Below are 17,973 nucleotides of genomic sequence, written 5' to 3' on the forward strand. Positions count from 1 at the left end.
TCATGCGCTTTGCGATGAGACCGCCATGCGTTGCCTATCGGTTTTCAAACATCTCCCGGGCATGGTCGAGGGTGGCCTGGGTCATTTCCACGCCGCCCAGCATACGAGCGAGTTCCCGGATCCGCTCCGCTTCGTTCAGAGGCTGGATGACCGTTCGCGTTCGGCCTTCGTGGACGTTCTTGGCAATGGCGAAATGGTGATCGCCAAACTTGGCAATCTGGGGGAGATGGGTGATACAGAGGACCTGATGATGCCCGGCCAGGGCAGCGAGCTTTCGGCCCACGATCTCGGCTACGCCGCCGCCGACGCCGGCGTCTACCTCGTCAAAAATAAGCGTCTCCACAGACGCCGTTGCGGCGAGGATCGCCTTGAGCGCCAGGACAACCCGCGACAGTTCACCCCCCGACGCAATGGACGAGAGCGGCTTCAGCGCCTCTCCCACGTTGGGCGCCATCATAAAAACCGCGCGGTCGATACCGGTCTCCCCCACGGCCCCTTCCTCCCAGACCAGCTCGGGATGGGTCGCCTCAGTTGTCGGAATGCGGCTCATCTCAACCTGGAATCGGGTGCCGGCCATCCTGAGCCGCTCAAGTTCCGCCTCGACCTTCCCTGCCAGATCACGACCGATATCGGCCCGCCTCCGGGAAAGTTCCCGTGCCGTCGTCAACAATACCTGTCGATCCCGGACCAATCTTTCCTCCGCTGCCGCGATCTCATCGCTCAAGCCGTCTATTCCTGCAAGCGCCCTGTCGATTTCGGTCAGACGCTCCGTCACTGAAGCGAGGGAGCCGCCATACTTGCGCATGAGAAGGCGGAGACGGTTGAGACGGTCGTCCACGGCTTCAAGCCGCCCCTCATCCACATTGATCGCGCTCAGGTAGCCTCTCAACCCTTCCACGATATCCTCGATACGGAAGGTTGCATCGGCAAGCCCTTCCGCCCGCGGTATCAGCTCCGGATCGATCCGCGCAACCTTCTCGAGCTGTTTCCTGATTTCGATCAGGCGTTCCACAACGGCGCCCTGACCGCTGTAGAGCGCTTCGATGCCGGAGTTCACCGTCTCAAAAAGCATCTCTTTGTTCTTTAACAGCAGCAGTTCCCGTTCCAGCCGCACATCCTCGTCGGCCTGGATATCGGCCGACAGAATCTCCTGCCGTTGGAAGGTCAGAAGATCGATCTCTTCGGTCCGTCGTGCCTGTTTTGCCTTGAGCGCCGCCACCTTCCGGATGAGGGGCTGGATCCGGCCAAACCGTTCTGCCACGACCTTCCGGAGAGACATGAGGCCGCCGAACCGATCGAGGATAAGGAGGTGTTGCGTGGCATCGAGCAGACCCTGATGAGCGTGTTGACCTGAAATGCTCGCCAGGTTCTCCGATATGGCGGTAAGCAACCGGATGGTAGCGAGACGATGGTTGATGTAGATCCGATGCCGGTTGTTTTGAGCGATAATGCGGCGAATCAATAGGCCTTCAGCGGGATCGAGATCGTTCGCCGCCATGACATTCGCCGTTGAGCTGCTTTCGTCGACGTCAAAAAACGCTTCAATTTCAGCTGATTCCTCTCCGGTCCGGATAAAGGCCGTGGCGGCCCGGCTACCCAATATGAGATTCATAGCATTGATGATGATCGACTTTCCGGCGCCGGTTTCACCACTCATGATGGTCAAACCGGCATCGAAGCGGATCCGTAAGTCATCAATAATCGCGAAATTTTTGATGGAAAGTTCCCGAAGCATGGCTGAAGCGCAATAACAATCTTGAAATACTGGTCAATGAGGTTCTTTTTGTGGGTATCTCACACCCGAAGGGTTTTGTAAAGGGGATCCAGGGCACCATCGGCGCTCCCGAACATTCCGTATCCTGCAGTCGCTGCCGCAAAAAGCGCTTGAAGTTGTCAGCCGCCCGGTGTAGTGTTTTTGTGCTATATCCAATATATTCAACTTTCGACCTTCATGATGGGGCGCGGGTGTATCCTCCCGGCACCGGCCTGTGAAAGTCGAAAGTTGAACAATATAGTGATATCCATCATGTCGAGAAAGGAGATTATATGACAACCGAAGCCCAACCCACCCTAGCGGAATTCATCGACAATTGGGAAGAAACTTCCGAAGGGAACCGAAAGGCCTTTCTGAGGCTCAAAGCCCACCTGGCCGCAAAAGACGGCGCCGTACTGACCTTCATTCCCCGAAAGGGCGTTACCTATTCCCTGAGGGGCACGCACCCGCGGCAGACCGACAAATCCCTCTTCGTGATGGTCGACGTCATCGAAGACGCCCCCCGGTGGATCTCTGTCTGCTTTTACGGCGAAATGATCACCGATCCCGATGAGTTGGGAGATTTCGTGCCCGAAGGGCTTTTGGGGGAAGACGCCATTTGCTTCGATATCGAGGAGTGGGACGATGCGCAAATCGGGTACATCGAATCCCGGATCGATGAAGCCTTTGACGCTGCATCCAATGGATGACGGATTCCACCCGCCTCTGGTCCGGACGCGTTTTCCGGCGTTTTTGCCGGAAACCGCGTCCGGACGCCTGAAATGCCCGCGATATCCATCCCTGTCTCCACATTTGGCTTTGACATCGGAACCGGTAATAATATAACTTGCCGTAATGGTATCAAAGCGGCCCGGACACAGCGACGATAAAGATCCGCATGTGATCCGCGACCACCCATACATGATTTCCCTCAAGAACCTGCGTACACGAGCACAGCCGCGAAGAACGCAAAAAAAGGAAACGGATACCCCGGAAAATAAGGGACACCGATCAAACAGCCCAACCTTATCGGTCCCATGACACCGACACGGATAGACACGGGCGGCAATGGCGATATCCCCGGAGGAAACGTCATGAACAGAAGAATTTTGATAGCGGATAACGATCCGAAATCCGTCGACCGGTATATGGATATTCTGGCCGGGGCCCGAACCGCCGTCAATCCGAAAGATCCGGCAACCGAACGCTTTCAGCTGCTCTTTTTCCCAGACGGAGACGCCCTCCTCCAGAATTTCAGGAGCGGTTTCGAACGTGGCGAAGCTACCCCGCTCTGCATCATCGACGTAGCCGACAACAATTTGAACCCACTTCGGATTTTTGATAAGCTCGCGGTGATCGACCCTCGGGTCGCGGTCATTGTCACCGCCGAAGACCCTTTGATCGACGCACTGGAAGCCAACTATGCCATTCCCGACAATCTCTATTGCGTCAGGAAACCCTTCGACGGCTATCTGTTTTTCATTCTCGTCACCACCCTGATCCGGGGATGGAACAGCACCAGCCGCCTGAACGACCGGATCCAGAGCCTGGACGCCGCGCTGGAAGGCGCCAACATCGGCCTTTGGTACTGGAACCTGGAGACCCGCACCCAGACCATCAACAGCCGATGGGCCGAGATGCTGGGGTATACCCATAACGAAATCGATCGTGATATCAAGGCGTGGGAACAGATGGTTCACACCGAAGACCTGCCCTATGTCCGAAAACGGATAGAGGCCCATTTCGCATGGGACGCGCCTTTGTACGAAGCGGAATTCAGGATGCGGACCCGGAACGGGGATTGGAAGTGGATCCTGGCCCGGGGGCAGGTCGTCGAATGGGATGCCGACGGCCGGGTCCTCAAGGTGGCCGGAACCCACATGGACATCAGCGAGCGCAAACTCTTCGAAAGGGATCTCAAACGTCAGCGGGCGCTCCTCTATTCCCTCATCGATTCGATCCCCGATCTGATTTTCTACAAGGACCTGAAAGGGGTCTATCTGGGGTGTAATCCGGCTTTCGGAAAATTTGTCGGCTTCCATCGGCAGGATGTGGTGGAAAAAACCGATTATGATCTGTTTTCCAAGGAGATGGCCGACTTCTTCAGGGAGCAGGATCGGCTGATGCTCGCCTCCGGTCAACCCCGCAGCAACGAGGAATGGGTGGACTACCCCGATGGCCGCCGGGTGCTCCTGGAAACCCTCAGAACGCCCTATTTCGGACCCTACGGCGAAATTCTGGGTCTCGTCGGCATCAGTCGCGACGTGACGGACCGGAAGCAGATGCAGGAAGAACTGAAAAGAGCCAAGGAGAGCGCCGAAAAAGCCAATCAGACCAAAAGCGAATTTCTGGCGGGGATGAGCCATGAAATCCGGACCCCCATGAGCGGGGTTATCGGTATGACGGAGCTTCTGATGGAGACAAACCTCGATCCCGAGCAGGCAAAGGGGCTGGAACTGATCCACAACAGCGCCCACTCCCTGCTTTCCATCATCAATGATATTCTTGACATCTCCAAGATCGAGGCCGGAAAAATCGAGCTCGAGACCATCGACTTCGACCTGAGGGGCATCCTCAGGGATATGAACGGTCTCATGGCCGTCAAGGCCGCTGAAAAATCTCTTTCCTACCGATGCGTCATCGATCCGGACGTGCCGTCCCTGCTGAGAGGCGATCCCGGTCGACTCCGGCAGGTCCTCATCAACCTCATCGGCAATGCCGTCAAATTCACTTCGGACGGCGGCATCACCCTCGAGGTTTCATGCAAAACGGAAAACGACATTCAAGCGAGGATCGGCTTCGTGGTGGCCGACACCGGCATCGGCATTCCCGAAGGTCAAGCCGAGCGATTGTTCGAGAAATTTACCCAACTGGATATGTCGACCACCCGTAAGTATGGCGGCACGGGACTGGGGCTCGCCATTTCGAAGCAACTCTGCGAAATGATGGGCGGTGAAATTCACGTAGAGAGCGAGGCGGGAAAGGGGAGTCGATTTCACCTGACCGTTCTGCTGGAAAAGCAACGCCCCGCCGGGGCATCCGCCCCGCCCCCTCGCCGGGAGCACACCCCTTCCGTAGCTGAATCCGTCGAGAATTTTCCCCAACTGACGGCGCCGCCGGAAAAACGGACAGCGGCGGACGGCGCCCCCATCTTGCTCGTTGAAGACAACGAAACGATCCAGTTGGTCAGCCTGGGGCTTCTCAAAAACCTGGGATACACGGCGGACCTGGCGAAAAACGGCAGAGAAGCCATCGATGCCCTCAAGAAAAAAAATTACCGACTGGTTCTCATGGACGTGGAGATGCCGGTCATGGATGGATACGCGGCCACCAGGACCATTCGTGGAAAAGGGTCACCTGTATTGAACCCGGAGATTCCCATTATCGCCATGACGGCCCATGCCATGCAGCGGGACCTGGACCGCTGCATGGACGCCGGGATGGACGGCTATCTGACCAAGCCGGTCAAAAAGCAGAATCTGGCCGCGATTCTCAAGAAGTACGTGGACGAAATTCCGGAGACGACATCGGTGGTCGTCGTCGAGACGCCTGTTTCAGACGAGGACATCTTTGACGAGGCCGGCATTCGGGAGCGGCTTGACGACTGTGATGACCTGATCCAGGTCGTCATGCGAAGCTTCATCGCCAGCTTTCCGGAACGAATCGCCGAGTTGACCGCCGCCTATCAAAGTCGGGACGGTGAAAAAATTCGTGCGGTGGGCCACAATATCAAAGGATCATCCGGAACCGCCGGGGCGACGGCGATCATGAAAACGGCCATGGCGGTGGAAGACGCCGGCAAAAATGGAAATATGAAAATGATCTCCGGATGTATCGATCAGCTGCAGGCCGACTTTACCCGATTGAAAAAGATTCTGGTCGACAAGCGTATTTTATAAGATCTTTCCTTAATCAACTGAATGCGAGGGTGGCGGAGGCAAACCATGAACAGGTCCAAACCGGCGGCCAAATCCGTCGACATGAAAATCGTTCAAGAGATCTTCGGCAACAACCAGGAATTATTGGGCCGATTTTTCAGGGACTTCATGCGGAACTCTCCCCAGATTCTGTCGGATATCAAGATTGCCGTCGAGGCTCGGGATGCCGACGGCATCCGACGCCATGCGCACAAACTGAAAGGCAGCCTCAGGTATCTCGCCGCCGAAGAAGCCATCGCATGCGCATCGGCACTGGAGGAGATCGGCAGGACGGGGAACCTGGCGGCCGCCCAACGCGCCTTCGAGAACCTGGTCGCGGCCTATGAAGATGTCCGGCGCTTCATTTCCGAAGCCCAGGCGGTGTCGACATCCACGTGAGCGCCCACCGTCACCTTCCCGGCCCGGGCCACCCTCACGCTTCCGGAATCGGATCTGATGTCGGACGGCCTGTCGAAACCTACTTGAATCGTCCCCGGATGGATCGTTTTTCCTCCCCGGAAAGGGACTCCCAATCCTTCAGCTGCCGTTTGATCCGCTGCCGTTCCTGCGGAGAAAGCTCCCGCCACTGTTTGAATCGTTTCTGATAGAGCCTCTGAGATTCCGGCGGCATCCGGTTCAGCCGATCCATCTTTCTCCGCATCTTCTGCTGCTCTTCCGGTGACAGAGATCGCCATTGGCGGAGTTTCTTCTGAAGGCCGGCCTTTTCCTCAGGTGAGAGTCTTTCGTATCGTTCCCGGCTTTTTCCACCCCGCTTTGCCAGCAGAGTGGATTCGTGAAGACTGACCTCGGTGGGATCGGTCACGGCCAACACTGTTCCCCCCGGATCGAACTGAAAAACGACGCAGATCAGAAATGCGGCCGTCCATTTAGCCGTATCACACCACATGTCGTCGCCTCGTTTCATTCGACCGCCGGTCGTCGCCCATAATGGAGTGGCTTGCCGGCTCAACGGTGCCGGTCTCCGGGGCCGCCGTCATCTGTACGAGCTTCTCGAGATCCTCGAATTCCTCCAGTAGATCCAGGTTCCGGATCACTTCCAGGTCCTCCATGAGGATCCGTTCTTCCTTGCCGGACCCGACCGCCATCTGGAACGGAAGCGGTGCGCTTCGCCATGCCCAGATCCCCCCGATAACGATGATTATCAGGCAGACCGCCGCAGCCCGGGCCCATCCCAAAGCCAACCCGGAAAACATCGCTCCCCTGCCACGGCGCCCGAGCTTCTCCGCTTCCAGGGTGCGCATGATGTTCCCCGACAACCGTGCAGCCTCTCCTGTCGTCAGGACCGAAACCGAATGGGTCTTTGATACCCGACCGATAAGATTCAAAAGCGTATCCCGTTCACCCCGGCACTCGGGACAAACCGACAGGTGTCGCTCCAGGCCGTATTTCTCCTTCGGTTTCAACTCACCGTAGACATCCAGCCACAGCCGTTTTTGATATGCATTGCAAGGCTTCATCTTTCGATTCTTTCATCCTCCCCCCATTCCCTCAACGCCGCTCTGAGGGCGCGGGTCGCCCTGAACAGGTGGGTTTTGACCGTTCCTTGGGCCGCCCCCGTCATACGGGCGATCTCCGACAGCGTCAACCCGTGAAACACCTTGAGTTGAAAGACCGTTCGTTGCTTTTCCGGAAGCGCCGTGAGCGCCTTTTCCAGATCTTGTGAAAGAACGCTCCCGAAAACGGCAGCTTGGGGATCGTCGGCCTCGTCCGTCGTCGCCAATTCCTCGATAGCGGGTTCATCAGACGGCTTCCCGCCAAACCGAAGCCCCCTCCCCGGGAAGAGACGCTCCCACCGAATGCGCTTTCTTCGGCGATCCAGGCATGTGTTGACAAGGATTCGATAAAACCATGTGTAGAAGGAAGATTTACCCTTGAAAGCGCCGATGCCCCCCAGGACTTTCACAAACGCCTCCTGGGTGCAGTCCAGGGCGGCTTCCCGATCTCCGTCGCACAGGGTGCAGGCGATGGCAAAGGCCTTGGACTGATAGCGCAGGATCAACAGCTCCGCCGCCGGCCGATCACCCCGGCGAATCCGCCGCACCAACACTTCGTCCGTCGGGACCTGGCAATCCTCCTCATTGTCGGCGCACCGTGTTTCGGCGTTCGCGGGTTTGGTGGATGCACACATCACGAAAGGGCGTCCGATGCCCTCAGGCGCCCCCGAACGCCCGGCGCAGCGCCGCTGTCGCCCTGTCGGTAACGGAAATTCGGTTCGGGGGTATCATGATCGTCCTTTCATTCGATTTCAAACATTTAGACGCATGGGAGAACAAAAGGTTTACTCAGACAATCATTGTTCTCCGGAATCTTCAAATATTCAACTTTCGACTTTCATGATAATGACCGGAAAGAGGTGCCGGGAGGATACGGCCTATGAAAGTCGAAAGTTGAGTTCAAATACATTTCGGGAAGGCGCATGGGCACCTCGAATATTCGAATAAATCGTAAATGGTTGGCCGGAGCCGGCGAGAACGTGCCTTCTTTTTTATCCGCTTGATGACCTGTTGTCAAAAAAAAGATTCTCTGGTAGGAAGACGCAGCTTCCGGAATAAAACGGCAACGACCTGAACCCGACCCGAGTGGAAAAGAAAATGGATTCCCGAACGCTGCGCGCCAACACGCTCCTGATGCTGACGGCCATGATCTGGGGATTTGCATTCGTCGCCCAGCGCATCGGCATGGCCCATGTCGGCCCCTTCACCTTCAACGGCATCCGTTTCGCTCTGGGAGGGCTGTCCCTCATTCCGGTGATGATCGCCGCGGGACGGCCACATCGGGACATCGCTCACCCGTCCTTTCGGTCCGGATCAACAATGCTGATGACCGGCGGCGTTCTGGCCGGAGTCGCTCTGTTTGCCGGTGCGTCCCTTCAGCAGGTGGGCCTCTTGTATACCACCGCCGGCAAGGCGGGGTTCATCACCGGTCTTTACGTGGTTCTCGTTCCCATCGTCGGTCTCGTCTGGAAACAATCCACCGACGTCGGCACATGGTTGGGGGCGTTTCTGGCGGCGGTGGGTCTTTATTTTCTGAGTGTTACCGAGCAGTTCACCATCTCTTTCGGGGACTTCTTAGAGCTTCTTGGCGCTGTGGTGTGGGCCGGCCATGTGCTGCTGATCGGATGGTTTTCCCCAAAAATCAGCGCGATACGCCTGTCATTCATCCAGTTCATGGTCTGTTCGGGGCTGAGTCTCGCAACGGCGGCCGCCACCGAGACGGTGACCCTGCAAGGTCTTGCGGAAGCGATGCCGGCCATCCTGTACGGCGGGATCGGCTCCGTTGGGATCGCCTATACCTTGCAGGTGGTGGCACAGAAACACGCCAAGGCGTCCCACGCCGCCATCATCCTGTGCATGGAATCACCCTTTGCCGCGTTGGGCGGTTGGCTCCTTCTCGATGAGATGATGAGCGGAAGGACGCTGTTCGGCTGCGGCCTCATGCTGTTCGGTATGCTGGTTTCCCAAATCTACCCCCAAATCCTATCCCGGTCGCGCCGGCGCCGGCCCGGAAAAGCCTGAAGCGCTTTCTAACGGCCGCCGCCTTCGAGGACACGGGTCACCTCGGGGATGATGTCAAAAAGATCCCCAATGATGTAGTAGTCGCATTTGCCGATAATGGCGGCATCAGGGTCCGTGTTGACGGCGATGATCATCTCCGAGGACTTCATCCCAGCAAAATGCTGGACCGACCCGGAGATGCCGCAGGCGATGTAAACCTTTGGGTTGACCTTGGTCCCGGTCTGGCCCACCTGGTAGGTATAGGGCACCCACCCCTCGTCCACGGCGACCCGTGAGGCGCCGACGGCGGCCCCCATGGCCCGGGCGCAGTCATGGAGCACCTTGAAGTTCTCACCGCTTTTCATCCCCCGGCCCCCTGAGATGATGACGTCGGCCTCGGCCAGGTCGACGGTGCCGGCTTTGCCGGGCCGCGTGGCCAGGACCGTGAGTCCCGAGGCCGGGGATTCAGGCGCGGCGAAGGGGTGGATCCCGGCCGTCCGGAGCAAGGGAACAGGAGGGACGGCGTTGGCCCGGACGCCGTAGATGTAATGACCGCCCGTCAGTTGGATGTCGGCCATGGCCTTCCCGGAATACTGTGTGGTTCGCGCCACGTTCCGGTCCAGGTCAACGGTCAGGCAATCCATGACCAACGGCGCATCGAGCTGGGCCGCGATGCGCGGCAACAGGTCTCGACCCTGGGGGCTCGTCAGCCCCAGAAGCGTCCCGATCCCGAAGCGGTCCATGGCGTGAACGACGGCATCGGCCCATTCATCGGGGTGCCACGCGCCTTGCGGGGTGGAAATGTCGACAATGTCGGTGACGCCGGATCCCGAAAGCGCATCCCGGTACGCCGGAGTGTCGGCATTCACCACCAGGGCGAACAGTTGGTGTTCGTCGCCGTGGGCCATGGTGATCATCCCGTAGTTGGCGGGCTTGATCTCGTCATCCTTGATTTCAATGAGCAGTCCGATCTTTTTCATGGCGTCATTCCATCTTCATGAGGTTGCGTTGATCGCGCCGGGAACAGGCGTCTGACGGCACGTTGGCACCAGTCCGCTACAGGACCCTGGCCGCTTCTCTGAGGATGCGAACCAGCTCCCGGGCCGCAGCCGCTGGGTTTCCGGTGATCTCTTTGGGGGCGCGGCGCTCCACCACCGGCGCAAGCGAAAGGACTTTCGTGCTTCCGCCGGGCGATGCCGCGGCAAGCTGCTCCAAGCCGATTTTCCTGATCTCCCGCTTGCGGGCCTTGAGAATATCCGGCAAGGTGGGATACCGGGGGGTGTTCAGGCCCCGTCCGACAGCGACGATGCATGGGGTCGTCAGGCGCAGAACGTCCCGGGAGCCCGCCTCCTTCTCGCACTCCACCACAACACCGTCCTCCACCAGGGTGATCTTCACTGCATTGACGGCCGCCGGCGCCCCGAAATGGCGGGCCAGACGGAACATGGTCTGCATGCCCTCGGCGTCGATGGATTCCTTCCCCGTCAGGATCAGGTGGGGTGATCCATCGCCTTTGATGGCCGCTGCGAGCGCCCGGGCCGCCAGCATGCTGTCGACGGGTCCGTCGGTACAGACGAGAATGCTGCGATCGGCCCCCATGGCCATGGCCGATCTCAGGGTGTTTTCGGCGGCAGGCCCGGCCACGCAGACGGCGATCACCTCGGATCCCGGAAGCCGGCTTCTCAGTTTGGCCGCCTCGGTGACGGCGTGCTCGTCGTAGGGGTTCATCAGGAAGGTGATGTTCTCCTCGATCCGGTTCCGGTCCCGAATGGTGATGGTGGCCGCCGAGTCCGGCACATGTTTGACGCAGACATAGATTTTCATGAATCCCATCCCGTTGGTTCAATTGTTTTCCCGTCCCGCGGCGATTCGCGGCAAAACCGCCGGAAACCGTGAGACGATCTGGTCAACAACGGTTTTGCATGCAAAAATGGCCTGTAAAAACAGGCCATTTTTAAATTCATTCAGCGCGCTTTGTCAAGGGTGTCCCCACGGGATCACCCGTTGACGGAGAAGCTGGAGTCGTAATTGATCTCACGCTTTCGGGAGAAAAAGCCCACATCCAGGACCCGGCCGGTGTAGCGCATCTTGAACTGGAAGGGCGTTTTGTCGTGGTCGAGCCCTTGCTTCTCACAGGCATCGATGAGCTCCGCCATCATGGCGCCGACCACCGGCGCGTTCTTGTACTGGTTGCCGCTGGTGCCGACGGCCATGTAGAAGCCGCCCAAATCCGACTTGTCATAGATGGGAATCCAGTCGTCGGAAACGTCGTAGAGATCGCATACGCCCCTGGGCTGATTCGGAACCGGAAGGGTCGGGATCCTTCTTGCCAGACGGTAGCACTGGGCCTTCCACTGCGCTTCGGTCAGCTGGTTGTCCCGGCCGGGGCCGCCCTTGCCGGCATAGAACGCGTCGGGATCGACCCATTCCTTAGGGTCACACTCGGGGTCCTCGCTCCCGATGAGAAACATGTTGCCCACCTCGGGACGGTAATAGCACCCGATGTCGCCGTCGGACATGTGGTAGCCGTCGTTCAGGTAGTCGTAGCCTTCGGGGGAGGGGCAATGCATGACCTCGTGCCGGAGAGCCCTGGTCTTGATGTTGCATCCTTCCCAGACGCCTTCGGCCATCTGGTTGATCTTGAAGGAATGGGGGCCGCCCACGTTGACCACGACGGGAGCGTCGAACTGGGTGCCGTCCTTCAGGGTGATGCCCGTCACCCGGCCGTCCCGGCTCCGGATGTCCACCACCTCTGCGTTGAACATGAACTCGGCCCCGTACTTCTCGGCCGCCCGCATGATGTTGTGGGCGGAGAGGGCCGGATCGTTCACATAACCGCCCTCGGGGCAGAAAATGGCGCCTTCGAGCATTCCGGTCGGCTCATCGAAAAAGGAGGGGTCCTCCGGACGCTTCACCGGCCAGAATTCATGAAGATCGACCACCGGCACCATCTTCAGGACTTCTTCGTTGGTCAGCTCCTTGTATTCCACGCCCACGGCGTCGTAGTGCTTCTTGACCTTCCGCCAGTCATGACCCTGGGATTTGATGAGAAGGGAGCCGGTTTTCATGAACCTGGCCAACCCCTTTTCATCCGCTGCGTTCTCCAGATAATTCTCCCAGTCGTTCCAGTACTTGAATCCCTCGTAGGCAAAGGCCACGCCGTCCTCGGTGGAGTAATGGGCGCGGACGATGGCGCAGGAGCCGGCCGTGGAGCCTTCACCCGCGTCGGGCTGCTTGTCCACGTTCAGTGTCTTGTATCCCTTTTTGGCCAATTCATAAGCGATGGGGGTGCCGATCACACCTGCCCCGATAATGATGGCATCATAAGTTTTAGGCATATTGTCTACTCCTTCTGCAGATCACTTGAATTAAAGAGCGTCTGTCGGTCCGGATACGCCCGAAGGCGCGCGCCCGGCCGCAGCACTATCCGGCCAGGGTCCCCAGCCAGTGGTTAAAACGATTCTCACCCGCGGGTCGGATCCCGAATTCCTGTCCGGCCTCCATGATGGCGTGGACCATGGCGTGGCCGTATCCCCGGGAGCAGGTGAAAATGATGCCGCCGTTGCCGTCGGCGTTCTTCTCCAGGGTCACGATCTGGCAGGGAACGTGGGAGAAGGGGCCCTGCAGCAGAAACGGCGCCGATTTTCCAGGATCGAGGAAATCGAGGGCCGAGAGCTTCTCCGTGATGAAGAAGGCGTTGGGCCCGAAGAGCGCCAGAAAGACCGTCGCCTCGGAGACGTCGGTGTATGCCGGGTCCTCCGGCATGGGCCCGGGAATGCCGGTGAGCTGCCATATCGCCGCCTGGGTGCGGTTCATCCGGTTGATCAGTACACCGTTTTCCAGCGCGCACTGCCCGGGCGTCTCCGGCACCGGAATGTCGTAGGGGCGAAAGTCGGCCAGGTTGGCGCTCTGGAGATCAAGCCGAACCTTGTGACTCAAGTCGACCAGGTAGGGTCCGCTGCCCTCGTCGTCATAGGCCAGAGCTACTTTCCAGTGGTCCCGGATTTCGGTCTGGATCGGCACCTCAGGAAATTGAACGGGGGATTTTCTTTGAATGTCCGCCATAATCGTTACCTCACATTTTCATCCGTTTGCCATCGGGGTCATAGAACGGCATGGGCACGACCTTGGCATACAGGCGCTTGCCGTTGCATTCGTCTTCGAAAATTTCGAGCCGCGAGCCGATGTCCGACAGCTGCGATTCGACCAGGGCCATGCCCACAGCCTCGTTCAGCGAGAAACTCTTCCTCGCCGTGCAGACGTAACCCCGGACCCGTGTGTCCACGATGATGGATCCGTCCTTGGGCGCCCGCTCCGGGTTCTCCATCTTGAAGCCGACCAGGGTCAAACGGCCGGTGTCGCCTTCAGCCTGTCGGAGCGCCACGGCACCCACCGTCCTGGCATCGGTCTTTTGGCGATCCCAGAGAAAGCCCAGGCCCACATCCAGAAGATTGGTCCGCTGTTCGGACTCCGCCCCCAGGATGATGTGGCATTTTTCCATCCGGAGCACGTTCTGGGCCTCGACGCCGAAGTGGGCGATATTGAACGCTTTCCCGGCCTCCCAGAGAATGTCCCACAGGGCCTGCATATAAGACGACCCCACGTGGAGCTCGTATGAGAGTTCGCCCACGAATCCGAGGCGCATGGCCCGGACCGGAATCGCTCCGGCCACGGTGAACTCCCGATAGCCGCTGAAGGGGAAGGCCTCGTTGGAGACGTCGGCATCGGTGACCTTCTCCAGCACCTTCCGGGCGTTGGGGCCCGAAAGGTTGATGACGCCCATGGCATCCGTGAGGTTGACCAGGTTGTAGGACCACCCGTCGTACCGGGTGTGGTAGCGGAACCACTCGACCGTGGCACCGGCGCGGGCGGTGGAGGTGGTGAAATAATAGTCGTTTTCACCCTGTTTGACAACCACGCCGTCGTCGATGACGCACCCGTCGTCATTGCACATGGCGGAGTACTTGACGCGTCCCGCCTTGACCTTGCTCATGTCCGAGACATATACCCGCTGCAGTGCCTTGAGGGCGTCGGGCCCGTGGATCCGGAACTTGCCGAGGGTCGAGCCGTCCAGCATGCCCACGTTGTTCCGAACGTTCAGAATTTCATCCCGGCAGGAGAAGTCATCCGAAAAGTACCGCGCTCGGCGCCACACGCCGATACGGCGGAATACACCGCCGGCCGCCTTCTGGGACTCCGCCACCGGCGTCCGTTTGTGCATGTCGTGGTTGGCGCCGGCATAGGTGGCCAGGAATGTCGGGACCAGGGGCACCCGGACCGTGGTCGGCTGCGGCGGCCTGGTCGGGGAGGCACCGTATTTGGCCACGAAAAGCGGCAGGTTGTGGCCGGGGATGCCGCCCTGTCCGGGGCCGGTGCCGGCCGAGGTGAACCGCTTGATGAGCTCGGGCACGTCAAAGCCCATGGCCATGGCCTGCTTGATGTTCTTGACGGTGGTGTCCTCATCGAAGCAAATGTAAGTCTTCCGGCCCTTTACCGGTGCCGTAACCAGCTTGGTCCCTCGTTCGGGGCCGGGCAGTTCCGCCAGACGGACCTTGGCATCCTCGATCTCGGACGCTGCGTCGACCCCGGTATCGGCGGCTGCCAGAAGTCCGGCCAGATGCCCCGAAGCCTCGATGGCCAAGGCATCGCCCAGGCCCGTCATCCGACCGGCCACATGCATTTTCGCCGGCAGAGTGGTGGGCAGGAAATATCCGGTATGCTGATCATAACGCGTCCTGGCCTGAGCCAGGGTCGCCGGACCCGTAACCGGGGTCAGACCCGCCGAAGCCACCAGCACGTCACAATCGAAATCCCGGGTGACAGTGCCGTTGACGGTGGCCAGAGAAACCTTGTTGACCGTCTTGCATCCGTGGGCCTTGACGGCCACCCATCCCGGGAACACGGGGATTTTTCGTTCCTTCAGGGCCAGCATCAATTCGGGATTCTGTCCGTCTTCCCGAATGTCGGCAATACAGTTGATCTTGAGCCCCAGGTCAAAAAGGTCGACGGCCGCCTCCAGTCCCAGGTCATGGCCGACGCTGAAGACCGCCTGGGTGCCCGGCAGCAGACCGTAGGTCCGGGCCAGACGATGGGCACAGGCCACCTGCATGACGCCGGGGCGTTCGTTGTTGTCAAACAGGAGCGGTCGTTCGATGCAGCCGGTCGCCACGACAATGCCGGCGGCACGGATCTCGATGTATCGCTCGTCGAAGCCGTCCTTCTCATTGCCCACCTGGAAGGCCGTGACCAGGTTGTTGTTGTAGGTCCCGATGACGGAAGCATGGGCGAACACGCGGATGTTGGCGGTCTTCTCCACTGCGGCCGCGAGCTCGCGGGCGCGCTCATACAGGGGTTTTTCACCGTTGTAGAGGGCTGCCCGGTACTCAAAGCAGCCGCCGAGCCATGGTCGGGCTTCGAGGAGGACGACCCGGAGTCCCTTTCCCGCCGCCGCCAGGGCGGCCGTCATGCCGGCGGCGCCGCCGCCGAGCACACAGACATCCGCCGTGGTGAAAACATCGGTGTAAGATCCCTTCATCTCGAAGTCGGGGGAAATCTTTCCGAGCCCGGCCGCCTGCCGCACCTGCTTCATGGCGATGGGCCACACCCACGCCGGCTTGTGCAGGGTCTTGTAATAGAATCCCGCGGGCATCATCCAGTCGAGCTTGTCCATGAAGGCCATCCAGTCCCGTTCGGCGGAGCCAACGACATTCTGCTCGGCGACCGTCATCCCCTCCTTGAGGGGCAGGTTCTCGGTCCGCTGGTTGGGAATGCCGTCCACCGCCATCATGGTGTTGCTGCATTCCCCGTCAAGACTGTAGAGCCCCCTGGGGCGATGGTATTTCAAGCTTCTGGCGAATACCCGGACGCCGTTCGCATACAGGGCCGTCGCCACCGTATCGCCTTTAACCCCCTGAATCGTTCGGCCCTTGTAACTCAGGGTCAACTTCTCCGAAGGGTTGATCCGCAGTGTCGGCAGTGTGTTAAGCCTGTTCATTCTTTTGCCTCCGGTGCTTCCACTTCAAGGTTGGTGACAGTGTTGCGATAGGTGGTGAACCAGGAACCGCAGCCATCCCGATGGAACCACCATTCCTTCTGAACGCCCGCAACGCATTTGTTCATATGGACGTAGTCGCACCAGCTGCGCGGGGTGAGCCCTTCCTCGGCGGGCCGGGGGCCCTTGTCCTCGCCGCCGTACCGGAACTCGTAGCCGTTACGCTTTCCGCAAATGGGGCACGTGAGTGTCAATGACATTGCCAAATCTCCTTATAAAATGCTGTGGCGGGGTCCGCCCCAGTCGTTTTTTGAATGATCAGCCCTTAATTGTCCGGAGTATAGCTCACCAGCGCGGCGGTTTCGCCCATCAACTGGTGCTTTTCGTACCGGCGCAGGTTGAAGGGTTCGAGGATGTCGGGACAGTTGCCGGTGGCCATGAAGGCCGCCAAATGCCTGCCCGCAGCTGAACAGGACTTGAAGCCGAAGTAGCCCCAGCCGCAGTTCATGTAGAATCCGTCGATGGGATCGTTGCCGTCCATGATCGGCGCCATGTCGGGGGTCATATCGGCCAGACCGCCCCAGTGGCGCATGAATTTGACCCCTCGGAGGCAGGGCAGAAATTCCGAGAGGGCCTGGGCCTGGTGCTTGATGTAATAGGCGGTGGTCAGGGTCGTATAGTTGGGCCACGGGTCCATGTGGGCGCCGGTGGCGATCTCGCCCTTCAGGGTCTGGTTGGCGTAGGCGTGATAGGCGCCCGAGGAGACGACATGGTTCAGAATCGGCTTGAGAGGCTGGGTGACCATTGCCTGGATCGTCAGAACACTGATGGGCAGCTTGATACCGAGCATCTTGTTGATGATGCCGGCCGAATACCCGCCTGCGGACACCAGAACCCGGGGGGAATGGATCTTGCCCCGGCTGGTCTCCACCCCGGTGATCCTGCCGTTTTCGGTGTTGATGGCCGTGGCCTCGGTCTGCTGATGGATCTCGGCGCCAAGCTTGACGGCACCCTTGGCCAGGCCCCAGACGACGGCGTCGTGACGGACGATGCCCCCCGGGGGGTGGAACATGGCGCCGTGGATCGGATAGGTGATGTCGGGCGAGATGTTGAGGGCCGGCACCATCTCCTTGACCTGTTTTGCGTCGAGAAGGTGACTCTCGACGCCGTGGAACTGGGCCGTGGCGATGTTCATACGGGCCGCATTCATGGCGGCTTCGCTGTGCATCAGATTCAGGTTGCCGCAGTTGTTGAACATGAGGTTGAAATCAAGATCCCGGGTCAGCACCGGCCAGAGATCCAATGCCTCCTTGTAGAGCGGAACGTTTATCTGAGTCCGTTGATTGGCCCGAACAATGGCCGTGTTGCGGCCGGCGCCCCCGAACCCGATGAAATTCTTTTCGATGACGGCCACGTTTTTCATGCCGTGTTCCTTGGCCAGAAAATAGGCCGTCGCCAGGCCGTGAAGTCCGCCGCCGATGATCACCGCGTCATAGCTGGATTTCAGGCGGGTCTTGTTCCCCCACAGGGGTTTGTACTTGCCAAACATTAGGTTCCCCCTTGATGAATTGATAAAAACGTTAAAAAATCATTCTGTTCGGACATCCTGCCGCGAGGGCGCTGAAAAGAAAAATATTTTTCACTCAACTTTCGACTTAGATAGGCTGGTGCCGGTTACCATCATGAAAGTCGAAAGTTGAATTTTTCATCTATGGAACCGTCCCGAACCGTTCCCGAAAAAAAGGAAGCCCTCCTCTTCCCGTAGAACCTCAGGCGACAGGGCCTTTGAGTAAGCCA

General features: G+C 59.1%; 15 protein-coding genes. 4 read left to right on the forward strand and 11 right to left on the reverse strand.

Features of this window, described 5'->3' with window-relative positions; translation table 11 throughout:
- Window positions 1-34: 34 nt before the first annotated feature.
- Window positions 35-1,735 carry a DNA repair protein RecN gene (gene recN, locus AB7S84_RS09000; protein ID WP_020875859.1) on the reverse strand — a complete coding sequence of 567 codons (1,701 nt, stop codon included), beginning with the start codon at window positions 1,733-1,735 and terminating at the stop codon, window positions 35-37.
- 311 nt (window positions 1,736-2,046) lie between these two features.
- On the opposite strand from recN, the gene AB7S84_RS09005 reads away from it, so the two are divergent.
- The 3 genes from AB7S84_RS09005 (at window position 2,047) to AB7S84_RS09015 (ending at window position 6,069) form a co-directional block, all read left to right on the forward strand.
- Complete coding sequence (locus AB7S84_RS09005; RefSeq protein WP_020875858.1) at window positions 2,047-2,463, forward strand: hypothetical protein; 417 nt, start codon at window positions 2,047-2,049, stop codon at window positions 2,461-2,463.
- Between the two features lie 384 nt (window positions 2,464-2,847).
- Window positions 2,848-5,652, forward strand: a complete 2,805-nt coding sequence (locus AB7S84_RS09010) for a PAS domain-containing hybrid sensor histidine kinase/response regulator (RefSeq protein WP_020875857.1) — start codon at window positions 2,848-2,850, stop codon at window positions 5,650-5,652.
- A gap of 45 nt (window positions 5,653-5,697) precedes the next feature.
- The gene (locus tag AB7S84_RS09015) at window positions 5,698-6,069 is read left to right on the forward strand and encodes an Hpt domain-containing protein (protein WP_020875856.1); all 372 of its coding nucleotides are present in this window, start codon (window positions 5,698-5,700) and stop codon (window positions 6,067-6,069) included.
- 79 nt (window positions 6,070-6,148) lie between these two features.
- Here the strand turns inward: AB7S84_RS09015 and AB7S84_RS09020 are convergent, their stop codons facing one another.
- The 3 genes from AB7S84_RS09020 to AB7S84_RS09030 are packed head-to-tail and all read right to left on the reverse strand — an operon-like array spanning window position 6,149 to window position 7,819.
- Complete coding sequence (locus AB7S84_RS09020; RefSeq protein ID WP_020875855.1) at window positions 6,149-6,577, reverse strand: DUF3106 domain-containing protein; 429 nt, start codon at window positions 6,575-6,577, stop codon at window positions 6,149-6,151.
- Complete coding sequence (locus tag AB7S84_RS09025) at window positions 6,567-7,148, reverse strand: zf-HC2 domain-containing protein (protein WP_020875854.1); 582 nt, start codon at window positions 7,146-7,148, stop codon at window positions 6,567-6,569. The genes AB7S84_RS09020 and AB7S84_RS09025 overlap by 11 nt, the downstream gene beginning before the upstream one ends.
- The gene (locus tag AB7S84_RS09030; RefSeq protein ID WP_428154004.1) at window positions 7,145-7,819 is read right to left on the reverse strand and encodes an RNA polymerase sigma factor; all 675 of its coding nucleotides are present in this window, start codon (window positions 7,817-7,819) and stop codon (window positions 7,145-7,147) included. Before AB7S84_RS09030 ends, AB7S84_RS09025 begins: the two co-directional genes overlap by 4 nt.
- A gap of 463 nt (window positions 7,820-8,282) precedes the next feature.
- Here AB7S84_RS09030 and AB7S84_RS09035 point away from each other — a divergent pair, with 463 nt between their 5' ends.
- Window positions 8,283-9,206: a DMT family transporter gene (locus AB7S84_RS09035; RefSeq protein WP_020875852.1), complete on the forward strand. Its 924-nt coding sequence runs from the start codon at window positions 8,283-8,285 to the stop codon at window positions 9,204-9,206.
- 8 nt (window positions 9,207-9,214) lie between these two features.
- Here the strand turns inward: AB7S84_RS09035 and AB7S84_RS09040 are convergent, their stop codons facing one another.
- From AB7S84_RS09040 to AB7S84_RS09070, 7 genes are all read right to left on the reverse strand, one after another.
- Complete coding sequence (locus tag AB7S84_RS09040; protein ID WP_020875851.1) at window positions 9,215-10,165, reverse strand: electron transfer flavoprotein subunit alpha/FixB family protein; 951 nt, start codon at window positions 10,163-10,165, stop codon at window positions 9,215-9,217.
- Between the two features lie 76 nt (window positions 10,166-10,241).
- Window positions 10,242-11,009 carry an electron transfer flavoprotein subunit beta/FixA family protein gene (locus AB7S84_RS09045; protein ID WP_020875850.1) on the reverse strand — a complete coding sequence of 256 codons (768 nt, stop codon included), beginning with the start codon at window positions 11,007-11,009 and terminating at the stop codon, window positions 10,242-10,244.
- 173 nt (window positions 11,010-11,182) lie between these two features.
- On the reverse strand, window positions 11,183-12,523 hold the full coding sequence (locus AB7S84_RS09050) for an NAD(P)/FAD-dependent oxidoreductase (RefSeq protein ID WP_020875849.1): 1,341 nt from the start codon (window positions 12,521-12,523) through the stop codon (window positions 11,183-11,185).
- A gap of 85 nt (window positions 12,524-12,608) precedes the next feature.
- Window positions 12,609-13,250 (reverse strand): glycine cleavage system protein T, encoded by a 642-nt coding sequence (locus AB7S84_RS09055; RefSeq protein ID WP_020875848.1) that lies wholly within the window; start codon window positions 13,248-13,250, stop codon window positions 12,609-12,611.
- Window positions 13,251-13,260: 10 nt separating this feature from the next.
- Entirely contained in the window at window positions 13,261-16,179 is a 2,919-nt protein-coding gene (locus tag AB7S84_RS09060; protein ID WP_428154000.1) for an FAD-dependent oxidoreductase, read from the reverse strand.
- Complete coding sequence (locus tag AB7S84_RS09065; RefSeq protein ID WP_428154002.1) at window positions 16,176-16,436, reverse strand: sarcosine oxidase subunit delta; 261 nt, start codon at window positions 16,434-16,436, stop codon at window positions 16,176-16,178. Before AB7S84_RS09065 ends, AB7S84_RS09060 begins: the two co-directional genes overlap by 4 nt.
- Before the next feature lie 65 nt (window positions 16,437-16,501).
- Window positions 16,502-17,725 (reverse strand): FAD-dependent oxidoreductase, encoded by a 1,224-nt coding sequence (locus AB7S84_RS09070; protein ID WP_020875845.1) that lies wholly within the window; start codon window positions 17,723-17,725, stop codon window positions 16,502-16,504.
- Between the last annotated feature and the right edge of the window lie 248 nt (window positions 17,726-17,973).

This window comes from Desulfococcus sp., assembly GCF_050178255.1.
Classification (GTDB): Bacteria; Desulfobacterota; Desulfobacteria; order Desulfobacterales; family Desulfococcaceae; genus Desulfococcus; species Desulfococcus multivorans.